Below are 22,618 nucleotides of genomic sequence, written 5' to 3' on the forward strand. Positions count from 1 at the left end.
CGTCGGGTGCCTAGACTGCGCTGCGATTCAGAACAACAGGCACCCGCCCACAGGAGACAAGCCCCATGGCCCAACTGGACGCCGACGACATCACCCAGGCCGTGCTCGACCGCATGGCCGACTGCCAGGACCCGCGTTTCAAGCAGGTGATGAGCGCCCTGGTGAAGCACGCCCACGCCTTCATCCGCGAGGTGGAGCTGAGCGAGGAAGAGTGGATCAATGCCATCCTCTTCCTCACCGAGACCGGCAAGATGTGCGACGACAAGCGCCAGGAGTTCATCCTGCTGTCGGACACCCTGGGCATCTCCATGCTGGTGGTGGCGCTCAACCAGATCAAGGCCGCCAGGGCATTTCTGCAATCGGGCGGCGGGGCACAAACACCCACCGAGGCCACCGTGCAGGGGCCGTTCTACTGGGAAGGTTCGCCCGAGCTGGCGCTGGGCGCCGACATCGGCGAGAACATGCCCGGCGAGCCCGCCTACTACCACGGCCTGGTCACCGACACCGAGGGCCGGCCCATCGCCAATTGCTGCCTGGACGTGTGGTCCGGCGACGGCGAGGGCATCTACGACATGCAGATGGGCGATGACGCCGGCATGCGACTGCGCGCGCGCTTTCGCACCGACGCGCAGGGCCGCTACCACTTCTGGTCCATCAAGCCCAGCTACTACCCGGTGCCCGACGACGGCCCCGTGGGCCGCATGCTGCGCCGCATGGGACGCCACCCCAACCGGCCCGGCCACATCCACATGAAGGTGTACGCGCCCGGCCACCAGACGGTGACCACGCACCTGTTCGTGGCCGACAGCCCCTACCTCGACTCGGACGCCGTCTTTGGCGTTCGCAACAGCCTCGTCGTGCCTTTCCAGCAGCACCCCGCCGGTACCGCGCCCGACGGGCGCCGCATGGACAAGCCCTACCACAGCGCCACCTACGACTTCCGCCTGGTGCCGGCGCGCTGACCCGTTCTTTTTCACCGGAGAGACTTTTGAAAATCGGCAAGGCCACCGTGCCGCAGTCGGCCATCTGCGCGCACAACCCCGACACCATCGTCGTGCGCGGCGAAGACCTGTGCCAGGACCTCATCGGCCAGCTCGGCTTCGGCGACTACTTCTACCTGCTGCTCACGGGCAAGCGCCCGGACGCGCCCGCCAGCGCCGTGCTCAACGCCACCCTGGTGGCCATCGCCGAGCACGGCCTGGTGCCCAGCGTGCAGGCCGCCCGCATGACCCTGGCCGCCGCACCCGACGCGCTGCAGGGCGCTGTGGCGGCGGGCATCCTGGGTTGCGGCTCGGTGATCCTGGGCGCGTCGGAAACGGCGGGCCGGCTGTTCGATCAGATCCACCGCGAGGGCCCGAAACACGGCGACGACCTGAAGGCCGCCGCACGCGCCGTGGTGGGCGAGTGGCGCGCGCGCGGCCAGGCCGTGCCGGGCTACGGCCACCCGGTGCACAAGGCGCGCGACCCCCGCGTGGCGGCGCTGTTCCGCGTGTCGAAGCAGGCCGGCGGCGGCCAGCGCTACGTGGAGATCGCCGAAGCCGTGGAGCAGGTGTTGCCCGAGGTGATCGGCAAGGACCTGCGCCTGAACGTGTCGGCCGCCATTCCCGCCGTGCTGCTGGGCGTGGGCTTCCCGCTCAACGCGCTCAAAGGCGTGCCCATGCTGGCGCGCTGCGCCGGGCTGATCGCGCACATGAGCGAGGAACTGGAGCAGCCCATCGGCTTCGCGCTGTCCTACCAGGCCACGCTGGAGCAGCGCTACACCGGCCACGTGCCCGCCGGCTTCGTGCCGGTGCAGAAGATCGACTGAGGGAGGCGCACGATGACCCAAGTGCTCAAGGGCCTGCGTGTGGTGGAACACGGCACCTTCATCACCGGGCCCGCTGCCGCCATGGTGCTGGCCGACCTGGGCGCCGAGGTGGTGAAGGTGGAACTGCCCGGCACGGGCGACCCCTTCCGCGCCTTCAAGGGCGGCCTGTACAGCCCGCACTACCAGACCTACAACCGCAACAAGCACAGCGTGGCGCTGGACACGCGCAAGGACGCGGACCGTGCCACCTTCGACCAGCTCATCGACGGCGCCGACGTCTACATCCAGAACTTCCGCCCCGGCTTCGCCGAGCAGATCCAGGCCGGCGAGGCGCGCCTGCGCGAGCGCAACCCGCGCCTCATCTACTGCGCCATCAGCGGCTTCGGGCAGGACGGCCCCGCGGCCGCGCGACCCAGCTACGACACCGTGGCCCAGGCCGCCAGCGGCTACCTGCGCCTGCTGGTGAACCCGGCCAACCCGCGCGTGGTGGGCCCCGCCATCGCCGACGCCATGACCGGCTACTACGCGGCCTTCGGCATCCTCGGGGCGCTGCACGAGCGCCACGCCACGGGCAAGGGCCGTCGCGTGGACGTGTCCATGTTCGAGGCCATGGCCCACTTCAACCTCGACGCGTTCACCCACCTGTTCTCCGAAGGCGAGGTGATGGGCCCCTACAGCCGGCCCAGCGTGTCGCAGAGCTACGTGCTGGAGTGCGCCTGCGGCGGCTGGATCGCGCTGCACATGTCCTCGCCCGAGAAGTTCTGGCAGGGCCTGGCGCAGGCGATGGAGAAGCCCGACATCTTCGAGGACGAGCGTTTCCGCGACCGCTTCGCGCGCATCGAGAACCAGGACGCGCTCATCGTCATCCTGCGCGACATCTTCCGGCGCCGCACGCGCCAGGAGTGGTGCGACCGCCTGCTCGCGCAGGACGTGCCGCACGCCCCGATGTACCGCACCGACGAGGTGCCCGAGGACGAGCAGGCGAAGCACCTGCAGCTCTTCGTGGACACCCACCACCCGAGCATGGGGCCTTCGCGCACGGTGCGCTCGCCCATCAGCTTCGACGGGCAGCGTTGCCTGCACGTGACCCCGCCGCCCACGCTGGGCGAGCACAACGCGCTGTACGCCAATGGATGGCCCGGCGCGCCACACACCAAGAAGGAGACCAAGGCATGACCCGCCCGTACCCGACCCGCCGCGAGGCCCTGTTCACCCTGGGCGCCGCTGCCGGCGCCTTCGCGCTGCCGGCCGCCGCGCAAACCTACCCCGACCGCCCGATCCGCCTCGTCGTGCCCTTCGGCGCCGGCACCACCACCGACATCATTTCGCGTGTGGTGGGCGAAGGGCTGGGCCGCGAACTGGGCCAGTCCATCGTGGTGGACAACCGCGCCGGCGCGGGCGGCACCGTGGGTTCCAACCAGGTGGCCAGGGGCGCGGCCGACGGCTACCAGCTGGTGATGGGCACGGTGGGCACGCACGCCATCAACGCCACGCTGTTCCGCAACCTGAGCTACGACCCGCTGAAGGACTTCGCGCCGATCGCGCTGGTGGGCTACACGCCCACCTTCCTGGTGGTGGCGGCCGATGGCCCCTTGAAGACCCTGGCCGACCTGAAGGCCAAGGCCGCGCAGGGGCAGGGCGTCACCTTCGCCTCGGCGGGCAACGGCACCTCGGGCCACCTGGCGGGCGAACTGCTCAAGGCCCGCCTGGGCGGCCAGATGCTGCATGTGCCCTACAAGGAGGGCGGCATGGCCATGAACGACGTGATGACCGGCCGGGCCGATTTCATGTTCTATCACCCGGCCGCCGTGCTGCCGCACATGCAGGGCGGCAAGCTGCGGGCGCTGGGCGCATCCAGCGCGCAGCGCAGCGCCGCCGCGCGCGACCTGCCCACCATCGCCGAGCAGACCGGCAGCGACTTCGACCTCGTGGCCTGGTTCATGTTGTATGCGCCGGCCGCCACGCCGGCTGCGGTGCTGGCGCGACTGCGCCAGGCCACGGCCGCCACCCTGGCCAAGGCCGAGACGGCCGGCAAGCTCGCCGCGCAAGGTGTCGAACAGCGCCCGCTGGGCCCGGACGCCATGGACGCCTTCGCCCGCAGCGAGGTGGCCAAGTGGGCCGCGCTGGTGCGCCAGTCGGGCGCGCAGGTCGACTGAGAGTTCCCCGTCGTTTTCGTGTCCAGACATTCACAACAGGAGACAAGCATGAAACGTTCGACCTTCGTCCGCCTCTCGGCCATCGCCATGGCCGCCTCGGCGTCCCTGACCCTGCCACTGGCCGCCTCGGCCCAGCAGGTCATCAACCTCACGGTGGCGTCCAGCCACCCCACCACCATCCCCTGGGTCGGCTTCATCAAGGACGTGTTCATGCCCGAGGTGGACAAGCGCCTCGCGGCCGGCGGCAAGTACAAGGTGCAGTGGAAAGAGGCCTTCGGCGGCCAGCTCTACAAGGCCAACGCCACGCTCACCAGCGTGGAGCAGGGCATCACCGACATCGGCTGGGTGTTCAGCTACCTGGAGCCGGCCAAGATGCCGCTGTCCCAGCTCTCGGCGCACACGCCGTTCACGACGAGCGACCCGCGCATCGTGCTCGGCGCGATGACGGAGATGATCGAGAAGAACCCCGCCTTCAAGGCCGAATGGGACAAGTACAACATCGTCTTCCTGGGCGCCACGGGTTCCGACACCTACGACATCTGGACGAAGTTCCCGGTGAAGACGGTGGACGATCTGAAAGGCCGCAAGCTCTCGGCGCCAGGCATTCTGGGCCTGTGGCTGCGCGGCGTGGGGGCCACGCCGGTGGACGGCGCGCTGACCACCTACTACACCGACATCCAGACCGGCGTGAGCGAGGGCGTGGTTTCGCTGGCCACGGGCATCCTCCCGGCCAAGGTCTACGAGGTGGCGCCCTACGTGACCAAGGTGAACATGGGCGTGGTGTTCTCGGGAGGCGTCGCCATCAACAAGGACAGCTGGGCCAAGCTGCCGCCCGAAGTGCAGCAGGCCATGCGAGAGGCGGGCGCCGAGTACTCTCGCCGCCACGGCGAGGACCTGGTGCAGCGCCACCAGACCGCCATGAACCGCATGGTGGAGCTGGGCAAGGGCCAGAACCCGCCGGTGACGGTGACGCCGCTGCCCGAGTCCGAGCGCCGCAAGTGGATCGACGGCATGCCCAACCTGGCGCAGGAATGGGTGAAGAACAACGAAGGCCGCGGCGTGCAGGCCAAGCCGCTGCTGACGCAGTACATGGCGGCGATGAAGGCGCGCGGGGCGAAGCCGGAGCGGGACTGGGAGCGTTGAGCGCTCGTGACGCCGCTCACCGCGGCGCCGTCGCCGCCAGCGTCTGCCGGATCAGCTCCAGCGTCGACTGCTGCGTCAGCGTGGTCGGCCGCTGCGCGCTGGTGGCCAGGCTCAGGCGCGTGCGCAGCGGCGGCGTGATGCCCCGCAGCCGGTAGGCCGAGGGGCGGATGGAGCTGGCCACCGCGTTGCGCGAGAGCAGGGCGGCGCCCGCGCCGTCGGCCACCAGGTCCAGGATGGCGGAGACGCCGTCGATCTCCAGCGCCACCCTCGGGCGCAGGCCGATGGCCGCCAGCTCGTGCTCCACCTGCATGCGGATGGCGTTGGGGCGGCTGGGAATGATCAGCGGGAACTCGGCCAGTTCGCGCAGCGCGATCGGCGCGGGCGGCGGGTCTTCCGGCAGGCCGGGCGGGCGCGGCTGCACCAGCCACAGGTCTTCCTCCGCCAGGGGCTGGATCTCCAGTTCGGGCACGGGCTGGGCGTTGTAGAGCACCGCGATGTCCAGCCGACCGGTGAGCAGCCATTCCTGCATGGTGGCCGACAGGCCTTCGGTGATGGACAGCGAGGCCTCGGGCAACTGCTGGCGAAAGGCCCGCGTCAGCGGCACGGACAAGGTGCGCGCCAGCGTGGGCGGCAGACCGATCGCCACGCGCCCGGCCAGGGCGCCGCGCACGCGGCCCAGTTCCTCCCGCGCGCGCTCCACCTGGTGGAGGATGCCGCGCCCGTGCGCCAGCAGCAGCTTGCCGGCCTCGGTGGGCGTGGCGCCGCGGCCGTTGCGCACCAGCAGGTTCTGGCGCAGCTCCACCTCCAGCAGGCGCACCTGGCGCGACAGCGCGGGCTGGGCGATGTCCAGCGCGATCGCGGCGCGCGTGAAGCTGCCGAGTTCGGCCACGCGCACGAAGTATTCGAGTTGCTTGAGGTCCATGTTGGGCAAGAAGGCGGCGCCGGGTTGGGCGGCAGGTATGTGATTTTGTTCTAGCTGCTAGCCGGTTGTGTGGGTTTTCGTACAGCGTCGGGGTGCCCACAATGCTTGCTTCCCATCAGAGACGGCCAAGAGACAGGCCGACGCGACCGCCCATGACCGCCCCCCTGACCGGCATTTCCTCCATGGCCACCCGCCAGGTGCTGGCCGAGCTCACCACCGCCTACACCGCGCGCACCGGCCAGGCCGTGGCCATCGAATCGGTGGGCGGTGTGGACGCCGCCAGGCGCGTGGCGGCCGGCGAGGCATTCGACGTGGTGATCCTGGCGTCCGACGCGATCGACAAACTCATCGCCGCCGGCCACCTGCAGCCGGGCCGGGTGGACTTGGTGCGCAGCGGCGTGGCCGCCTGCGTGCGCGAAGGCGCGCCGCTGCCCGACCTCTCCAGCGAGGCCTCGGTGAAAGCGGCCGTGCTCGCGGCCGACAAGATCAGCTACTCCACCGGCCCCAGCGGCGTGGCCCTGCAGAAGCGCTTCGAGCGCTGGGGCATTGCCGAGACCATGGCCGCCAGGACCGTGCAGGCGCCCCCGGGTGTGCCCGTGGCCTCGCTGGTGGCCAAGGGTGAGGTCGCGCTGGGCTTCCAGCAGTTGAGCGAGCTGCTGCACGTCCAGGGCATCACCATCGTGGGCGGTTTGCCCGAGCCCATTCAGATCGTCACCGTGTTCAGCGCCGGCATTCCGGTGAACGCGCCGCGCGCCGAAGCCGTGCGCGCCCTGCTGTCCTTCATGGCCTCGCCCGAGGCCGCCGAGGCCAAGCAGCGCCAGGGCATGGAGCCGGCCTGAGACCCATTCATTCCCCAAGAACACCCGAGAGGAGAACGCATGTCTTTGATCATCGATTGCCACGGCCACTACACCACGGCGCCCAAGGCGCTGGAGAACTGGCGCAACGCCCAGATCGCGGGCATCAAGGACCCGTCGGTCATGCCGAAAGTGGCGGACCTCAAGATCAGCGACGACGAACTGCGCGAGTCCATCGAGACCAACCAGCTCAAGCTGATGAAGGAGCGCGGCAGCGACATCACGCTGTTCAGCCCGCGCGCCAGCTTCATGGCCCACCACATCGGTGATTTCAACGTGTCCAGCACCTGGGCCGCCATCTGCAACGAGCTTTGCTACCGCGTGTCCACGCTGTTCCCCGAGCACTTCGTGCCGGTGGCCATGCTGCCGCAGAGCCCCGGCGTGGACCCGGCCACCTGCATCCCCGAACTGGAGAAGTGCGTCAAGGAATACGGCGCGGTCGGCATCAACCTCAACCCCGATCCGTCGGGCGGCCACTGGACCAGCCCGCCGCTGACCGACAAGCACTGGTACCCCATCTACGAAAAGATGGTGGAGCACGACCTGCCGGCCATGATCCACGTGAGCACGAGCTGCAACGCCTGCTTCCACACCACGGGCGCGCACTACCTCAACGCCGACACCACGGCCTTCATGCAGCTCATCCAGGGCGACCTGTTCAAGGACTTTCCCACGCTGAAGTTCCTGATCCCGCACGGTGGCGGCGCCGTGCCCTACCACTGGGGCCGTTTCCGTGGCCTGGCGCAGGAGATGAAGAAGCCCCTGCTGGACACGCACCTGATGAACAACGTGTTCTTCGACACCTGCGTGTACCACCAGCCGGGCATCGACCTGCTCAATACCGTGATCCCGGTCAAGAACGTGCTGTTCGCCTCGGAGATGGTCGGCGCGGTGCGCGGCATCGACCCGACGACCGGCCACTACTACGACGACACCAAGCGCTACATCGAGGCGTCGAAGATCCTGTCGGCCGAGGACAAGCACGCCATCTACGAAGGCAATACGCGCCGCGTGTTCACCCGCCTGGACGCGCGCCTGAAGGCCAAGGGCCTGTAATTCCACAGACAACGAGGAGCACACACATGTACGAACTGGGCGTCGTCTACCGCAACATCAAGAGGGCCGACCGCACGGCCGCCGACGGCCTGGCCGCGCTGGGCTCGGCCACGGTGCACGAGGCCATGGGCCGCGTGGGTCTGTTGAAACCCTACATGCGTCCGATCTATGCGGGCCAGCAGGTGAGCGGCACGGCCGTCACGGTGCTGCTGCAGCCGGGTGACAACTGGATGATGCACGTCGCGGCCGAGCAGATCCAACCGGGCGATATCGTGGTGGCCGCCGTCACTGCCGAGTGCACCGATGGCTACTTCGGCGACCTGCTGGCCACGTCCTTCCAGGCCCGCGGCGCGCGCGCGCTCATCATCGACGCCGGCGTGCGCGACGTGAAAACGCTGCAGGAGATGAACTTTCCCGTGTGGAGCAAGGCGATCAGCAGCAAGGGCACCATCAAGGCCACCCTGGGCTCGGTCAACATCCCCATCGTCTGCGCCGGCATGCTGGTGACGCCGGGTGACGTGATCGTGGCCGACGACGATGGTGTGGTCTGTGTGCCCGCCGCGCGCGCCGCCGAAACGCTGGAAGCCGCGCGCAAGCGCGAGAGCTTCGAAGGCGAGAAGCGCGCGAAACTGGCCAGCGGCGTGCTGGGCCTGGACATGTACAAGATGCGCGAGCCCCTGGCCGCCGCCGGCCTGAAATACATCGACTGAGATCCCACGATGAGCAAACCCACCTCAGGAGACTTCACCAAGACCGCCGGCTGGCTCGACTGGTTCGACGGCCCGAGCAAGCCGCGCTTCCAGCTGCCCCCGGGCAGCGTGGACGCGCACTGCCACGTCTTCGGCCCCGGCGCCGAATTCCCCTACGCGCCCGAGCGCAAGTACACGCCCTGCGACGCCAGCAAGCAGCAGCTGTTCGCCCTGCGCGACCACCTGGGCTTCTCGCGCAACGTGATCGTGCAGGCCACCTGCCACGGCGCCGACAACCGCGCCATGGCCGACGCCTGCCGCAGCAGCGGCGGCAAGGCGCGTGGCGTGGCCACCGTCAAGCGCAGCGTGACGGACCAGGAGCTGCAGGACCTGCACGCCAGCGGCGTGCGCGGCGTGCGCTTCAACTTCGTCAAGCGCCTGGTGGACTTCACGCCCAAGGACGAGCTGATGGAGATCGCCGGCCGCATCAAGGCCCTGGGCTGGCACGTGGTCATCTACTTCGAGGCGGTGGACCTGCCCGAGCTGTGGGACTTCTTCACCGCGCTGCCCACCACCGTGGTGGTGGACCACATGGGCCGCCCCGACGTGAGCAAGCCCATCGACGGCCCCGAGTTCCAGCTCTTCCTGAAGTTCATGCGCGAGCATGAGAACGTGTGGAGCAAGGTGAGCTGCCCCGAGCGCCTGAGCGTGACCGGCCCCAAGGCCCTGAATGGCGAACAGGCGGCGTACCGCGACGTGATGCCCTTCGCGCGCAAGGTCGTGGAAACCTTCCCCGACCGCGTGCTCTGGGGCACCGACTGGCCGCACCCCAACCTGAAGGACCACATGCCCGATGACGGCCTGCTGGTCGACTTCATCCCCCACATCGCGCCGACCGCGGAACTGCAGAAGAAGCTCCTGGTCGACAACCCCATGCGTCTGTATTGGCCCGAAGAATGTTGACCCCCACGCTCCGCCGCTGCGCGGGTCGCTGCCCCCCGAGGGGGAGCGAATCGCCTTGGGGCGGCCCGGCGGCGATTCAATCTTCAACAAGGAGTACCTATGGCACTCGATAAACCCTACAAGGACGTGCCCGGCACGACCATCTTCGACGCCGAGCAGAGCCGCAAGGGCTACTGGCTCAACCAGTTCTGCATGAGCCTGATGAAGGCCGAGAACCGCGAGCGCTTCAAGAAGGACGAGCGCGCCTACCTCGACGAGTGGGCCATGACGGAAGAGCAGAAGCAGGCCGTGCTGGCGCGCGACCTCAACTGGTGCATCCGCCTGGGCGGCAACATCTACTTCCTGGCCAAGATCGGCGCCACCGACGGCAAGAGCTTCCAGCAGATGGCGGGCTCCATGACCGGCATGACCGAGGAGGAGTACCGCAACATGATGGTGGGCGGCGGCCGCTCGGTCGAAGGCAACCGCCGCATCGGCGAAGACGGCGACGCGCAGGCGCACCGCCAACCCCAGGGTTCGCAAGCCAAACAAGGGAAAAGTACATGAACCCCCACGCTCATCACTTCGTGTATTCGCTGCCCCCCGAGGGGGCGCTGTCCTCCTTTGGGGCGGCCCGGCAGGAGGACAATTGACATGGCACGCATCACCGCATCCGTCTACACCTCGCACGTGCCCGCCATCGGCGCGGCGCTCGACCTCGGCAAGACCGGCGAGGCCTACTGGCAGCCGCTCTTCAAGGGCTACGAGTTTTCCAAGCAGTGGATGAAGGACAACCAGCCCGACGTGGTGTTCCTGGTCTACAACGACCACGCCACCGCCTTCAGCCTGGACTTCATTCCCACCTTCGCCATCGGCACCGCGGCCGAGTTCCAGCCCGCCGACGAGGGCTGGGGCCCGCGCCCCGTGCCCGTGGTCAAGGGCCACCCGGAGCTGGCCTCGCACATCGCGCAAAGCGTGATCCAGCAGGACTTCGACCTGACCATCGTCAACAAGATGGACGTGGACCACGGTCTCACGGTGCCGCTGTCGCTGATGTGCGGGCAGCCCAAGGAATGGCCCGTCCCGGTGATCCCCTTCGCCGTGAACGTGGTGCAGTACCCCGTGCCCAGCGGCCAGCGCTGCTACAACCTGGGCAAGGCCATCCGCAAGGCGGTGGAGAGCTACGACGAAGACCTCAAGGTGCACATCTGGGGCACGGGCGGCATGAGCCACCAGTTGCAGGGCCCGCGCGCCGGCCTCATCAACAAGGACTTCGACAACCGCTTCCTCGACCTGCTGGAGACCGATCCCGAGGCGGCCGCCGCCATTCCCCACATCGACTACGTGCGCGAGGCCGGCAGTGAGGGCATCGAACTCGTGATGTGGCTGATCGCGCGCGGCGCCATGGCCGACGCCGCCGGCGGGCCGCGCCCCAAGGTGGCGCACCGCTTCTTCCACGTGCCCGCGAGCAACACCGCCGTGGGCCACCTGATCCTGGAAGACCATTGACCACCCCCGCCGCGCTTCGCGCGACCCCCTCAAGGGGGCGGCACCTGCGGCCCGGCAAAGCCGGTTCCGCGGTGCCACTGGGCCGGACCCTCTCGTGCATGGAATGTTGGAGAAAACTGAAATGAGCAATACGAAAACCATCAAGGTCGCACTGGCCGGCGCCGGCGCTTTCGGCGTCAAGCACCTGGACGGCATCAAGAACATCGACGGTGTCGAGGTCATCTCGCTGATCGGGCGTGAGCTCGACAAGACGCAGGAAGTGGCCGGCAAGTACGGCATCGGCCACGTCACCACCGACCTCAACGAGTCCCTGGCCATCAAGGAGCTCGACGCCGTCATCCTGTGCACGCCCACGCAGATGCACGCCGAGCAGAGCGTGGCCTGCCTGAAGGCCGGCAAGCACGTGCAGGTGGAGATTCCCCTGGCCGACAGCCTCAAGGGCGCGCAGTCGGTGGTGGACCTGCAGAAGCAGACCGGCCTGGTGGCCATGTGCGGCCACACGCGCCGCTTCAACCCCAGCCACCAGTTCGTGCACCAGAAGATCCAGGCCGGCGAGTTCAACATCCAGCAGATGGACGTGCAGACCTATTTCTTCCGCCGCACCAACACCAACGCGCTGGGCCAGGCCCGCAGCTGGACGGACCACCTGCTGTGGCACCACGCCGCGCACACCGTGGACCTGTTCGCCTACCAGGCCAACAGCCCCATCGTGCAGGCCAACGCCATCCAGGGCCCGATCCACCCGACCCTGGGCATCGCCATGGACATGAGCATCCAGCTCAAGGCCGCCAACGGCGCCATCTGCACGCTCTCGCTCTCGTTCAACAACGACGGGCCGCTCGGCACCTTCTTCCGCTACATCGGCGACACGGCGACCTACATCGCGCGCTACGACGACCTGTTCAACGGCAAGGAAGAGAAGATCGACGTCTCGAAAGTGGACGTGAGCATGAACGGCATCGAGCTGCAGGACCGCGAGTTCTTCGCCGCCATCCGCGAAGGCCGCGAGCCCAACGCCAGCGTGGGCCGCGTGTTCGCCTGCTACCAGGTGCTGCACGATCTGGAACAGAAGCTCAACGCCCAGGGCTGATCGGCCGGGGCGAGCACCAACAGCCAATGGGGTCAGATCACTCGCCGCTCGCGGCGATGTGCTCTGACCCCATTGGCGCTGCAACGAGGAAACCAGCCATGCAACAACGTCAACTCGGCCCCTTCAAAGTCTCGGCCATCGGCCTGGGCTGCATGAACATCTGCCACGCCTACGGCCCGCCCGTGCCCGAGGCACAGGCCGAGCGCCTGCTGCTCACCGCGCTCGACGAGGGCGTGACCCACTTCGACACCGCGGCGCTCTATGGCTTTGGCGCCAGCGAGACCATCGTCGGCAAGGTGCTGGCCAAGCACCGCAGCCGCTTCACCCTGGCCAGCAAGTGCGGCATGCAGGGCGTGGACGTGAAGGGCGATGGCCAGCTCGTGCGCGTGATCGACGGCCGGCCCGACACGCTGCGCGCGACCTGCGAGGCCTCGCTGCGCCGCCTGCGCACCGATGTGATCGACCTGTACTACCTGCACCGCTGGGACAAGCAGGTGCCGGTGGAGGAGAGCGTGGGCGCCCTGGGCGACCTGGTGCGTGCGGGCAAGATCCGCGCGGTCGGCCTGTCGGAGGTGTCGGCTGCCACCCTGCGCAAGGCGCACGCCGAGCACCCCATCAGCGCGGTGCAGACCGAGTACTCGCTGTGGACGCGCAACCCGGAGATCGCGGTGCTGGATGCCTGCCGCGAGATCGGCGCCGCCTTCGTGGCCTTCAGTCCCACGGCGCGCGGCTTCCTCGCGATCGACCTGGACCCCGAGGCCTTCGACGCCAAGGACATCCGCCGCGCCATGCCGCGCTTCGCGCCGCCGCATTGGGCGGCCAACCAGCGCCTGCTGCCCGGCTACCGCGCCATCGCGGCGGAGGTGGGCTGCACGCCCGCGCAGTTGTCCATCGCCTGGCTGCTGCACAAGGCGCCGCACATCCTGCCGCTGCCTGGCACCGGCAACGTGGACCACCTGCGCGAGAACAACGGCGCCGACGGCGTGAAGCTGAGCGCGGACGTGATGCAGCGCCTGGACGCCCTGATCAACCAGAACACCGTGAGCGGCAACCGCTACAGCGAGCAGTCCAACCGCGAGGTGGACACCGAGGTGTTCAGCGCCTGAGCGGCGCCGTTCCCGCATCTTCCCGCGCTCATGGCCGCACCGGGCGCAGGCAGGTCAGGTCGCCCTCCGGGCAGTTGAGCTGGCGGCGCAGTTCGTTGGTGCGCTCGCGCGTCACGCGCGTCTGGCATTGCAGGCGCGTCATGGGCTCGGCGCTGCCGCCGCGCACCGCGCTGGACTCGAACTCGCAGGTCGAGGTGCGGTATGCCAGCCAGTCCTTCTGCGCGGTGCGCAGCAGGGTGCGGCGCGCGGTGTCCAGCCCATTGAACAGCTCGCGGAACACCGCCGTGTAAGCCGCCTGGGCGTGCTCGAAGTCCCGGTAGGCGCAGGCGGTGAGCTGGCGCTGGGTCTCGGCCTTGGCGCAGTCCTTGGGCAGCTCGTCGGCCGTTTGCGCGGCTGCGCCGCTTGCCAGAGCGGCCAGGCACAGGCAGAGCAGGGGGGCGAGACGGCGCATGGGGTGGTCCTTCCTGGTGAAGCGAATCGGGTCGAGGCGAAGCGGCATTCTCCGTCGAAACAAAACGACAAGAAGCGATACCGCCGCGAGACCCGGTGTCGGCGCCCGCCGCGCACCATCACGGCCATGTTCCACCCCTGTGAAAGGTCTCCGTCATGAACCCCTGGATCAAGCGAACCCTCATCGGCCTCACCAGCGTCACCGTGCTGGCGGGCGGCTTGGCGGCCTGTGGCCACCGTGGCCAGCACGCGCAGGGCCCGGCCTCGGCCGAGCAAGTGGCCGAGTGGCGCGGCAAGGCCGTGGACCGCGTCACCCGCAAACTCGACCTCACGGCCGAGCAGCGCCAGAAGTTCGAGGTGCTGGCGGACAAGCTGATCGCGCAGCGCGCCGCCATGATCGGCCAGAGCCAGGGCCCGCGCACCGAGATGAAGGCCCTGGTGGCCGGCGAGAAGTTCGACCGTGCGCGCGCCCTGAACCTGCTCGACGAGAAGACCCGCGTGCTGCAGATGAGCACGCCCGAGGTCATCACCGCCCTGGCCGATTTCTACGACAGCCTCAACCCCGCCCAGCAGGCCGAGGTGCGCGAGTTCCTCGAGAAGCGCCGCGGCTGGTTTCGTCGCGGCTGATGGGGTCCACCATGTCCCCCGCGCTGCAAGGTCTCGCCCGCCCCTTGCGTGAGCACGGCCCCGCGCTGCTCGCCGAGGTGAACGACCCGCACGACGAAATGCTGGCCCTGGTGTGGGGCCCGCGCTTCGACCGCGAGCACGCCATGTGGCTGTGGTCGCGCCTGTCGCGGCGCGCGCCGCAGCAGGCCGTGCCGGTACTGCCCGCACTCATGAACGCGGCCGAGCGATTCGACGCGCTCGACGGCAGCGACCAGCGACGTGTGCGCCGGCTGATCCTGCGCCACCGCGCGCTGACCGGCGCGGTGGCGGTGTGAGAATGCGCGAATGCCCCGCATCCTGCTGATCGACGACGACACCCAGTTGGGCGCCCCTCTGGCGAGCTACTTCCAGCGCTTCGACCTCACGCTGGTCCACGCCCACAAGCCCAGCGAGGGCCTGGAGTGGCTGCGCCGGGGCGGTTTCGACGCCGCCATCCTGGACGTCATGCTCCCCGAGATGGACGGCTTCGAGCTGTGCCGCACCATCCGCAAGGACAGCGACATCCCCATCGTGATGCTCACCGCGCGCGGCGACGTCATGGACCGTGTGGTGGGGCTGGAGCTGGGCGCCGACGATTACCTGCCCAAGCCCTTCGAGCCGCGCGAGCTGGTGGCACGCGTGCAGACCGTGCTGCGTCGCCGCGCACCCTTGGCCCCGGCCGACCCCGGCGTGCTGGCCTTCGAGGGCCTGAGCATCGACCCCGCGCGGCGCCAGGTGCTGCGCCAGGGCGAGGCGGTGGAACTCACCGGCACCGAGTTCGAACTGCTGCACCTGCTGGCGCGCGAGGCCGGGCGCGTGCTCAGCCGCGACGACATCCTCAACCACCTGCGCGGGCACGAGGCCGAGCTGCTGACGCGCGCGGTGGACATCGTGGTGAGCCGCCTGCGCCGCAAGCTCGAGCCGCTGGACTGCATCAAGACGCTGCGCAACGCGGGCTATTCCCTCGCGCTGCGCCGAGCGCCGTCGCCGCGACCATGAAGAAGCCCGCCGACCCCCGCCCGCGCTGGCGGCACTCGCTGAAGCTGCGCCTGCTCGGCGTGTTCCTGGTCTTGGCCTTTCTGGTGGCCTTCATCTTCATTGGTGGCGCGCAGAAGGCCTTCACCCTGGGCTGGAAGGAGGCCGGGCGCCCGTTGCTGATGGATTACGTCAGCCGCCTGGCCAGCGACATCGCGCCCCAGGGCCGGCCCGACGTCGACAAGGCCCGCGAGCTGGTGGAGCGCCTGCCCATCATCACCATCGACATCACCGGGCCGGCGGTGCAGTGGCGCTCGCACCCCGACACGCCGCGCCCGCACTGGCGGCAGGAGCCGGGTGCCGACGACTGGGGCGACGACGAGAACTGGCGCGCGCTGGTGCAGCGGCGCACGGCCGACGGGCACGTGATCGAGTTCGGTCTGAACGACGCCGCCGTCGAGCGCCGCCCGCGCATGTTCCTGTTCGCGCTGGTGGCGCTGCTGCTGGTCACCACGCTGGCCTTCTGGTACGTGCGCCGCCTGCTGCGCCCGCTGGACGCCATTCGCGCGGGCGCCATGCGCTTCGGCTCGGGCGATTTCTCGCAGCCCATCCGGGTGCGCACCCACCACTGCGACGAGCTGGGGCAGCTCGCCGAGACGGTGAACACCATGGGCCACGACATCGAGCAGATGCTGCAGGCCCAGCGCGCGCTGCTGCTGGCCATCAGCCATGAGCTGCGCAGTCCGCTCACGCGTGCGCGCCTGAACACCGAGTTGCTGCCCGAATCGACCGAGGTCCATCCGCAGCGCGAGGCGCTGCTGCGCGACCTGAACGAAATGGCGCGCCTCATCAGCGACCTGCTGGAGAGCGAGCGCCTGGCCAGCCGCCACGCCGCGCTCAACCGCGAGGCCACCGAGCCCGTCACGCTGGCGCGCGAGGTGATCGACGAACTCGCGGCTGCGCGTCCCGAGGCGCGTCGGATCGCGCTGCATGTGGACGAAGCGCTGCCCTCGGTCTCGCTCGACCGCGTGCGCATCCGTTTGCTGCTGCGCAACCTGCTGGACAACGCGCTGCGCCACGGCGCGGAGGCGACCACGCCGCCCGAACTGCGGGTGGAGAACGCGGGCGAGGAGGGGGTGCGCTTCGTGGTGCGCGACCACGGGCCGGGCGTGCCCGAAGACCAGATCGCGCAGCTGGCCCAGGCCTTCTACCGCCCCGACAGCGCCCGCACCCGGAACGCGGGCGGGGTGGGGCTGGGGCTGTACCTGTGCCGCCTGGTGGCGCAGGCGCACGGCGGGCGCTGCGAGATCCGCAACGCGCAGCCGGGGCTGGTGGTGAGCGTCACGCTGCCGGTGGCGCGGGGGTGAACAGGCTGATCTGCCGTGGGCCGTTCTGCGGCGGTTTTCCGGCGGTTTTCGACCGATTGGCCGACACGCTTCGCGCCTAGAGTCGGGGGCTATGTATCGGCCACTGCCTCTGGATTCCTTCGCCTTGCATGAGCCCGTCCCGGTCAACATCTGGGACGCCAAGGGCGTGCTGTTGCTGCGCAAGGGCGAGGCGATCACCTCGGAGCAGCACCGCGGCGTGCTCATGCTGCATGCGCCGCTGGTGCTGGCCGCCGACTGGCAGGCGCTGAACTACGGCTACACCAGCTCGCTGGACCGCATGGTGCGCGGCAACCAGTCGCTGCAACGCATTGCGGAGCTGAGCGCGCTGTCGTCATCGGCCGCCGTGGCCTACGGGGTCGAGGAAGGGACGTCCGCGCCGGAGGCCTGGGCCGACTTGCACGCCTCGCTGGCGGCGGTGCTGCACCAGGGGCCCGAGGCGCATCAGTTCATGGAACGACTGCTGAAGGTGCAGGCGCGCGGCGATCAACTGTGGGACGACCAGCCCGACAACAGCCTGCTGGTGCTGGTGCAACTGCTCTTCGACACGCGCGTGTCCTACAGCGCCACGCACGCGCTGCTGGCCGCCGGCCTGTGTGCCCTGGTGGCTCCGTTGGCGGGCATGGACGAGAAGCAGCGGCGCGCGCTGGTGCTGGCGGCGCTGACCATGAACATGGGCATGACCCGCGAGCACGACCAGATGGCGCGCCAGCCCGGGCCGCTCAGTTCGCCCCAGCGCAAGGTGGTGCGCGAGCACCCGCAGCAGAGCGTGGCCCTGTTGCGCCAACTGGGCGTGATGGACACCGAATGGATCCGCCTGGTGGCGCAACACCACGAGAAACCCGACGGCACGGGCTACCCCAAAGGCGAGCGCGTCGACCGCATCACGCACCGCCTGCTGCAGATGGCCGACGTGTACGTGGCCTGCATCAGCCCGCGCAAAAGCCGGGGCGCGCTGCTGTCGCAACAGGTGGCGCGGGAGCTCTACATGGGCGGCCACCGCGCGCCCGACCAGTTGGGCGCGCTGTTCGTCAAGAGCGTGGGCTTCTACCCGCCGGGCAGCTACGTGCGTCTGGCCAGCGACGAGCTGGGCGTGGTGGTGCGCCGGGGCGCCAAGGCCAACGAACCCAAGGTGTTCGCGCTGGTGGGCCGCCAGGGCCTGCCGCTGGGCGAGCCGGTGCTGCGCGACACGGCCGACCCGGCCTGGGCGGTGAAGGCCAGCCTGCCGCCGGGCGAGGTGAAGGTCATCGTCAACGTGGAACGGCTGATCGCGCGCTGCTGAGCGCGGGGCTTTGGCCCGCCCGGGGCGCTTTCCCTGGAAGCGGCTGGGATAATCCCGGGATGCCCCTGACCACCCCACCGTCCCCCTGGCGCCTGTCCGTCGCGCCGATGATGGACTGGACGGATCGCCACTGCCGCTTCCTGCATCGCCTGCTGACGAAGCACACGCTGCTTTACACCGAGATGGTGACGACCGGCGCCTTGATGCACGGCAGCGTGCAGCGCCACCTGCGCTTCAACGCCGAAGAACACCCGGTGGCCCTGCAACTGGGCGGCAGCGAGCCCGACGAGCTGGCGAAGGCCGCGCGAATGGGTGAGGAGTGGGGCTACGACGAGATCAACCTGAACTGCGGTTGCCCCAGCGAGCGCGTGCAGCGCGGGGCCTTCGGCGCCTGCCTGATGGCCGAGCCGCAGACCGTGGCCGATGGCGTGAAGGCCATGCGCGACGCGGTGTCGATTCCGGTCACGGTGAAGCACCGCATCGGCATCGACAAGACCGAAAGCTATGGGTTCGTGCGCGACTTCGTGGGCACCGTGGCCGACGCGGGCTGCGAGGTGTTCATCGTGCACGCGCGCAAGGCCTGGCTGCAGGGGCTGAGCCCCAAGGAGAACCGCGAGGTGCCGCCGCTGCGCTACGAGTTGGCGCACCGGCTCAAGCAGGATTTCCCGCGGCTGACGATCGCCGTCAATGGTGGCTTCACCACCAATGAGCAGATCGTCGAGCACCTGCAACACGTGGACGGCGTGATGCTGGGCCGCGAGGCCTACCACCACCCCTGGGTGCTCACCACCTGGGACGAAGCCTTCTTCGGCGCATCCCCAAGCACCGTGGACCGCGACGCGGTGGAAGACGACATGGTGCGCTACATGGAGCGCGCGCACGCCGAGGACGGCTGCCCTTGGTACGCCATCGCGCGCCACATGCTGGGCCTGCGGCACGGGCTGCGTGGGGCGCGCAAGTGGCGCCAGGTGTGGAGCGACCACCGCCTGAAGCCGCTGCCGCCACGCGAGGTGTGGCGCATGGCCCGCGCACACGTGAGCGACGAAGCCGAGTCGCTGGTCGCCTGAAGAGGCCTGAAAAGAAAAAGGGCCGCGTCACGCGCGGCCCTCGTCTGCGCCCTGCGCTCAGGCCGCCAGCAGCATCGCCTCGGGCGTGTCGTTGATGGTGGTGCGCCGCAGCTCGCGCCGTTCGGCGATGTCGTAGCGGCGGCCGCGGTGCAGGGTGCTGCGGTTGTCCCAGATCACCAGGTCGCCGGGCGTCCATTCGTGCACGTACACGTTCTCTCGCCGCGTGGCGTGCTCCAGCAGGTCGCTGAGGTACATGCGGGCCTCGGCCACCGGCCAGCCGAGGATCTCGCGCGCGTGCACGCCCACGAACAGCACCTTGCGGCCCGAGCCCGGGTGCGTGTCGGCCAGGGGCCAGACGGCGGGCGGGATTTCCTTCTTCTGGTCGTCGGTGTAGGCGTCGTCACCCAGCAGGATGCGGGTGTGCAGCGCGAAATGCTCGGCCTTGAGGTCCTGGATTTCGGCCTTGGTGCGCTCGTCCAGCGTGTCGTAGGCGTGGCGCAGGTCGGCGAACTCGGTGTTGCCGCCCCAGCTCGGCTTGATCACGCAATGCAGCATGGAGTAGGCCGCGCGCGGGTTCATGAAGGAGCTGTCGCTGTGCCAGAGCTGGTTGGCGAAGTTGGACAGGTTCTTGGGCGAGTCGCGGCGCGCGATGTTGCCCTGCGCGTCGACGTTGGAGATGTCGATCAGGCGTTCGTCCTCCAGCCGCTCGGGCCGTTTGAAGACACGCTTGAGGCCGATGTCCAGCGGGCCGAAGTGTCTGGCGAAGTCGAGCTGCTGCTGCGCCGTCAGCGGCTGGCCGCGAAAGACGAGCACCGCATGCTCGTTCATGGCGGCATTGACGGCGCGCACGTCGGCTTCCGACAGCGGCCGGGTGAGATCGAGGCCGCTGGCCTCGGCGCCGAAGACGGGGTGCAAGGGTTTGAGTTGCAGGCTCACGGTGCGATGTCCTTCCGGGTCATTCCTGTTGGATGTTGGCTTCGGTGACGATGCGGCCCCAGCGCTTCATTTCGGACGCGATGAAGGCATCGAACTGATCGGGCGTGGAACCCACCACCTGCAGGCCGAATTCCTGCGCGCGCTTTTGCACGTCCGGTGTGGCCAGGGCCTTGGCCGTGTCGGCCTGGATCTTCTGCAGCACCGGCTTGGGCGTGCCCGCGGGCGCGACGAAGCCCAGCAGCGCGCCCACGTTGAAGCCGGGAATGGTCTCGGCCACGGTGGGGTAGTTGTGCCCGGCCACGCGCTTGTCGCCCATGGTGGCGATGAGCTTCATGCGCCCGCCCTGAACGTAGGGCAGGATGGACAGGAAGGGGTCGACCACCAGGTCGAGCCGGCCGCCCATGAGTTCGGTGTGCGCGGGCGCGCTGCCCTTCATGGCGATGTGCTGCATCTCGAAGCCGGCCTCGCGTTTGAGCAGCTCGGCGCCCAGGTGCGTGGTGCTGCCGGCGCCGGGCGTGCCGTAGTTCAGCTTGCCGGGGTGCTTCTTGGCGTAGTCGATGAGTTCGCGCAGGTTGTTGAAGGGCGCGTCGGGGTGGGCCACGATGGCCAGTTGCATGTTGAAGAGCTGCGTGACGCCGGACAGGTCCTTCTGCGTGTCGTAAGGCAGCTTTTTGCGCAGGGTGGGGTTGACCGCGAGCGAGGAGTTCACCATGCCAATGGTCTGGCCGTCCGGTGCCGACTTGGCCACGAAGTCGGCACCGATCACCGTGCCGGCACCCGGCTTGTAGTCCACGATCACGGGCTGGCCCCAGGTCTCCTGCAGTTTCTGACCCAGCAGGCGGGCCACGGTATCGGTGGGGCCGCCGGGCGGGAAGGGCACGATGAGCTTGACCGGGCCCTTGGGAAAATCCTGCGCGCTGGCGGGCGCCAGCGCCGTCAGTCCGAGCGCGAGGGCGAGTGCGGTGTTCTTGATCCAGTTCAAGGTGTGTCTCCGGTTGCGTCTTTAAAATGGAACGGTGTCTCGAAATTATATGACGATCACAGAAAAATGGAACGACGTCTCAAAAAATCAGAGGTGATTGCCATGGCCGATGAACCGCTCACGCAGGGGAAGGACGAGGTCAGCGCCCTGGCACGGGGCCTGACGGTGCTGAAGGCGGTGGCCGATGCCGACCAGCCGCTGTCGAACCGCGAACTGGCCGATGGCACCGGCATTCCCAAGGCCACCGTGTCGCGCCTGGTGGCCACGCTGCTGTCCGCCGGCTACCTGCGGCAGGCGCCCGGCAGCGAGCGCTACAGCCTGGGCTCGGCCACGCTGCAACTGGGCAACGCTTACCTGCGCACCTTCGATTTCCGGCAGACGGCGCGCCTGCACCTGGCGGAACTGGCCGAGACGGCCGGCGCCAACGTGCACCTGACGGTGCGCGACGGGCTGGACATGCTGCTGATCGACACGCTGCGGCCACGCTCGGCGCTGATCCTCTCGCGCATGGACGTGGGCTCGCGCATGACCATGGCCACCTCGGCGGCCGGGCGCGCCTACCTGGCAGCGCTGCCGCTGGCGCAACGCGACGCCGCGTACGAGGACATCCGCGCGTCCGTGGGCGAGGGCGCCTGGCCCGAGGTGGCCGCGCGGCTGGCCCAGGCCATGGAGGAGCACGGCCGGCTGGGCTTCTGCAGCTCCTTCGGCGAGTGGCACCCCGACATCCACGCCCTGGGTTTCAGCCTGCGCGGCATCGAGGGCGAGCTGTACGGCGTGAGCGTGGGCGGGCCGGCCTACAAGCTGCCGCGGGAGTGGCTGCTGGAGAAGGTGGCGCCGGCGCTGCTGGAGACGCGGCGCGCCATCGCGCGGGAAATCGGCGAGGGCTGAATCGGGCCGGCCGCGCTCAGGTCGCTGCTTCGAGGCCGCTGGCGAAGTGTTCCCGCATGCGCCGCATGGCCAGGGCGCCGTCGCGCGCGCGCAGGGCCTCCATCACGGCGCGGTGCTCGGCCAGCGACCCTTCGATGCGCCCGGCCTTGAACAGCGAGTGGTGGCGGTTGAGCTTCATTACCTTGCGCAGGTCGCTCACCATCTGCAGCCGCCAGCGGTTGTCGGCCAGTTCCAGCAGGCGCAGGTGAAAGCGTTCGTTGACGGCGAAGAAGCGGTCGCGGTCGTGCACGGCGGCTTCCAGCTCCTCGTGCAGCGCGCCGAGTTCGGCCAGCGCGGCGGCCTGGCCCTGGGCCGCCACCTCGCCCGCGGCGTCGGATTCGAGCAGCGACAGCAGGTGGTAGACGTCGCGCAGGTCCTTCTCGGACACTTCGGTGACGTAGGCGCCCCGGCGCACCTTCATGGTCACCAGGCCTTCGGCCGCCAGCACCTTCAGGGCCTCGCGCAAGGGGGTGCGGCTGATGCCGTACTCCTCGGCGATCTTCAATTCGTCGATCCAGCTGCCGGGCTGCAGCTCACGTTTGAAGATGCGCTGGCGCAGCAGCTCGGCCACCTCCTCGTAGAGCGCGCGTGGCGCCAGCGACGGGGCGGAGGGGGCGGCGGTGTCGGTGTCCATGCAGGGGCCGATTCTAAGGGCTGACGGAAATTCTGCATCAATAATTATGAATGATGTA

25 protein-coding genes are annotated in these 22,618 nt (G+C 69.0%); 20 read left to right on the top strand and 5 right to left on the bottom strand.

The window, feature by feature from the left end; translation table 11 throughout:
* Positions 1-65: 65 nt before the first annotated feature.
* Genes GTO19_RS09030 through GTO19_RS09050 form a run of 5 tightly spaced genes read left to right on the top strand, consistent with a single transcriptional unit; the run spans position 66 to position 5,106 of the window.
* Positions 66-962 (top strand): dioxygenase, encoded by an 897-nt coding sequence (locus tag GTO19_RS09030; RefSeq protein WP_291020762.1) that lies wholly within the window; start codon positions 66-68, stop codon positions 960-962.
* 26 nt (positions 963-988) lie between these two features.
* Positions 989-1,807, top strand: coding sequence for a citryl-CoA lyase (locus tag GTO19_RS09035; protein WP_291020763.1), 819 nt, complete (start codon positions 989-991; stop codon positions 1,805-1,807).
* 12 nt (positions 1,808-1,819) lie between these two features.
* Positions 1,820-2,983, top strand: coding sequence for a CaiB/BaiF CoA-transferase family protein (locus tag GTO19_RS09040; RefSeq protein ID WP_291020764.1), 1,164 nt, complete (start codon positions 1,820-1,822; stop codon positions 2,981-2,983).
* Positions 2,980-3,963, top strand: a complete 984-nt coding sequence (locus tag GTO19_RS09045) for a tripartite tricarboxylate transporter substrate binding protein (RefSeq protein WP_291020765.1) — start codon at positions 2,980-2,982, stop codon at positions 3,961-3,963. Before GTO19_RS09040 ends, GTO19_RS09045 begins: the two co-directional genes overlap by 4 nt.
* A 48-nt stretch (positions 3,964-4,011) precedes the next feature.
* A complete protein-coding gene (locus GTO19_RS09050) occupies positions 4,012-5,106 on the top strand; it encodes a C4-dicarboxylate TRAP transporter substrate-binding protein (protein ID WP_291020766.1) in 1,095 nt (364 codons plus the stop codon).
* A 16-nt stretch (positions 5,107-5,122) separates the two neighbouring features.
* On the opposite strand, the gene GTO19_RS09055 is transcribed toward GTO19_RS09050, so the two are convergent.
* Positions 5,123-6,028: a LysR substrate-binding domain-containing protein gene (locus tag GTO19_RS09055; protein ID WP_291020848.1), complete on the bottom strand. Its 906-nt coding sequence runs from the start codon at positions 6,026-6,028 to the stop codon at positions 5,123-5,125.
* Between the two features lie 152 nt (positions 6,029-6,180).
* On the opposite strand from GTO19_RS09055, the gene GTO19_RS09060 reads away from it, so the two are divergent.
* The 8 genes from GTO19_RS09060 to GTO19_RS09095 all read left to right on the top strand — a co-directional run bounded on the left by GTO19_RS09060 (position 6,181) and on the right by GTO19_RS09095 (position 13,277).
* Positions 6,181-6,867: a substrate-binding domain-containing protein gene (locus tag GTO19_RS09060; RefSeq protein ID WP_291020767.1), complete on the top strand. Its 687-nt coding sequence runs from the start codon at positions 6,181-6,183 to the stop codon at positions 6,865-6,867.
* Positions 6,868-6,906: 39 nt separating this feature from the next.
* The gene (locus GTO19_RS09065; RefSeq protein WP_291020768.1) at positions 6,907-7,941 is read left to right on the top strand and encodes an amidohydrolase family protein; all 1,035 of its coding nucleotides are present in this window, start codon (positions 6,907-6,909) and stop codon (positions 7,939-7,941) included.
* Between the two features lie 26 nt (positions 7,942-7,967).
* Positions 7,968-8,651: a 4-carboxy-4-hydroxy-2-oxoadipate aldolase/oxaloacetate decarboxylase gene (ligK, locus tag GTO19_RS09070; protein ID WP_291020769.1), complete on the top strand. Its 684-nt coding sequence runs from the start codon at positions 7,968-7,970 to the stop codon at positions 8,649-8,651.
* Between the two features lie 9 nt (positions 8,652-8,660).
* The gene (locus GTO19_RS09075; RefSeq protein ID WP_291020770.1) at positions 8,661-9,593 is read left to right on the top strand and encodes an amidohydrolase family protein; all 933 of its coding nucleotides are present in this window, start codon (positions 8,661-8,663) and stop codon (positions 9,591-9,593) included.
* Between the two features lie 99 nt (positions 9,594-9,692).
* Entirely contained in the window at positions 9,693-10,139 is a 447-nt protein-coding gene (ligA, locus tag GTO19_RS09080) for a protocatechuate 4,5-dioxygenase subunit alpha (protein ID WP_291020771.1), read from the top strand.
* An 87-nt stretch (positions 10,140-10,226) separates the two neighbouring features.
* The gene (locus GTO19_RS09085) at positions 10,227-11,081 is read left to right on the top strand and encodes a class III extradiol dioxygenase subunit beta (protein WP_291020772.1); all 855 of its coding nucleotides are present in this window, start codon (positions 10,227-10,229) and stop codon (positions 11,079-11,081) included.
* A 121-nt stretch (positions 11,082-11,202) separates the two neighbouring features.
* The gene (locus GTO19_RS09090) at positions 11,203-12,171 is read left to right on the top strand and encodes a Gfo/Idh/MocA family oxidoreductase (RefSeq protein WP_291020773.1); all 969 of its coding nucleotides are present in this window, start codon (positions 11,203-11,205) and stop codon (positions 12,169-12,171) included.
* 98 nt (positions 12,172-12,269) lie between these two features.
* Positions 12,270-13,277, top strand: a complete 1,008-nt coding sequence (locus GTO19_RS09095) for an aldo/keto reductase (protein WP_291020774.1) — start codon at positions 12,270-12,272, stop codon at positions 13,275-13,277.
* A 28-nt stretch (positions 13,278-13,305) separates the two neighbouring features.
* Here the strand turns inward: GTO19_RS09095 and GTO19_RS09100 are convergent, their stop codons facing one another.
* The gene (locus GTO19_RS09100; RefSeq protein WP_291020775.1) at positions 13,306-13,728 is read right to left on the bottom strand and encodes a lysozyme inhibitor LprI family protein; all 423 of its coding nucleotides are present in this window, start codon (positions 13,726-13,728) and stop codon (positions 13,306-13,308) included.
* Between the two features lie 155 nt (positions 13,729-13,883).
* Between GTO19_RS09100 and GTO19_RS09105 the strand changes: the two genes are divergently transcribed.
* The 6 genes from GTO19_RS09105 to dusA all read left to right on the top strand — a co-directional run bounded on the left by GTO19_RS09105 (position 13,884) and on the right by dusA (position 19,081).
* Entirely contained in the window at positions 13,884-14,354 is a 471-nt protein-coding gene (locus tag GTO19_RS09105) for a Spy/CpxP family protein refolding chaperone (RefSeq protein ID WP_291020776.1), read from the top strand.
* Positions 14,355-14,365: 11 nt separating this feature from the next.
* Positions 14,366-14,668, top strand: a complete 303-nt coding sequence (locus GTO19_RS09110; protein WP_291020777.1) for a hypothetical protein — start codon at positions 14,366-14,368, stop codon at positions 14,666-14,668.
* 10 nt (positions 14,669-14,678) lie between these two features.
* Positions 14,679-15,371 (top strand): response regulator transcription factor, encoded by a 693-nt coding sequence (locus tag GTO19_RS09115; RefSeq protein WP_291020778.1) that lies wholly within the window; start codon positions 14,679-14,681, stop codon positions 15,369-15,371.
* Positions 15,368-16,714 (top strand): HAMP domain-containing sensor histidine kinase, encoded by a 1,347-nt coding sequence (locus tag GTO19_RS09120; protein ID WP_291020779.1) that lies wholly within the window; start codon positions 15,368-15,370, stop codon positions 16,712-16,714. The genes GTO19_RS09115 and GTO19_RS09120 overlap by 4 nt, the downstream gene beginning before the upstream one ends.
* A 124-nt stretch (positions 16,715-16,838) precedes the next feature.
* Positions 16,839-18,014, top strand: a complete 1,176-nt coding sequence (locus GTO19_RS09125) for an HD domain-containing phosphohydrolase (protein WP_291020780.1) — start codon at positions 16,839-16,841, stop codon at positions 18,012-18,014.
* Between the two features lie 59 nt (positions 18,015-18,073).
* Complete coding sequence (dusA, locus tag GTO19_RS09130; RefSeq protein WP_291020781.1) at positions 18,074-19,081, top strand: tRNA dihydrouridine(20/20a) synthase DusA; 1,008 nt, start codon at positions 18,074-18,076, stop codon at positions 19,079-19,081.
* Between the two features lie 57 nt (positions 19,082-19,138).
* Here the strand turns inward: dusA and GTO19_RS09135 are convergent, their stop codons facing one another.
* Positions 19,139-20,017, bottom strand: a complete 879-nt coding sequence (locus GTO19_RS09135) for a TauD/TfdA family dioxygenase (protein ID WP_291020782.1) — start codon at positions 20,015-20,017, stop codon at positions 19,139-19,141.
* Between the two features lie 19 nt (positions 20,018-20,036).
* Complete coding sequence (locus GTO19_RS09140) at positions 20,037-20,999, bottom strand: tripartite tricarboxylate transporter substrate binding protein (protein WP_291020783.1); 963 nt, start codon at positions 20,997-20,999, stop codon at positions 20,037-20,039.
* Between the two features lie 102 nt (positions 21,000-21,101).
* On the opposite strand from GTO19_RS09140, the gene GTO19_RS09145 reads away from it, so the two are divergent.
* Positions 21,102-21,887: an IclR family transcriptional regulator gene (locus GTO19_RS09145; RefSeq protein ID WP_291020784.1), complete on the top strand. Its 786-nt coding sequence runs from the start codon at positions 21,102-21,104 to the stop codon at positions 21,885-21,887.
* 16 nt (positions 21,888-21,903) lie between these two features.
* Here the strand turns inward: GTO19_RS09145 and GTO19_RS09150 are convergent, their stop codons facing one another.
* Positions 21,904-22,560, bottom strand: coding sequence for a GntR family transcriptional regulator (locus GTO19_RS09150; protein ID WP_291020785.1), 657 nt, complete (start codon positions 22,558-22,560; stop codon positions 21,904-21,906).
* Positions 22,561-22,618 lie beyond the last annotated feature (58 nt).

This window comes from Hydrogenophaga sp. (assembly GCF_011772445.1).
Lineage (GTDB): Bacteria > Pseudomonadota > Gammaproteobacteria > Burkholderiales > Burkholderiaceae_C > Hydrogenophaga.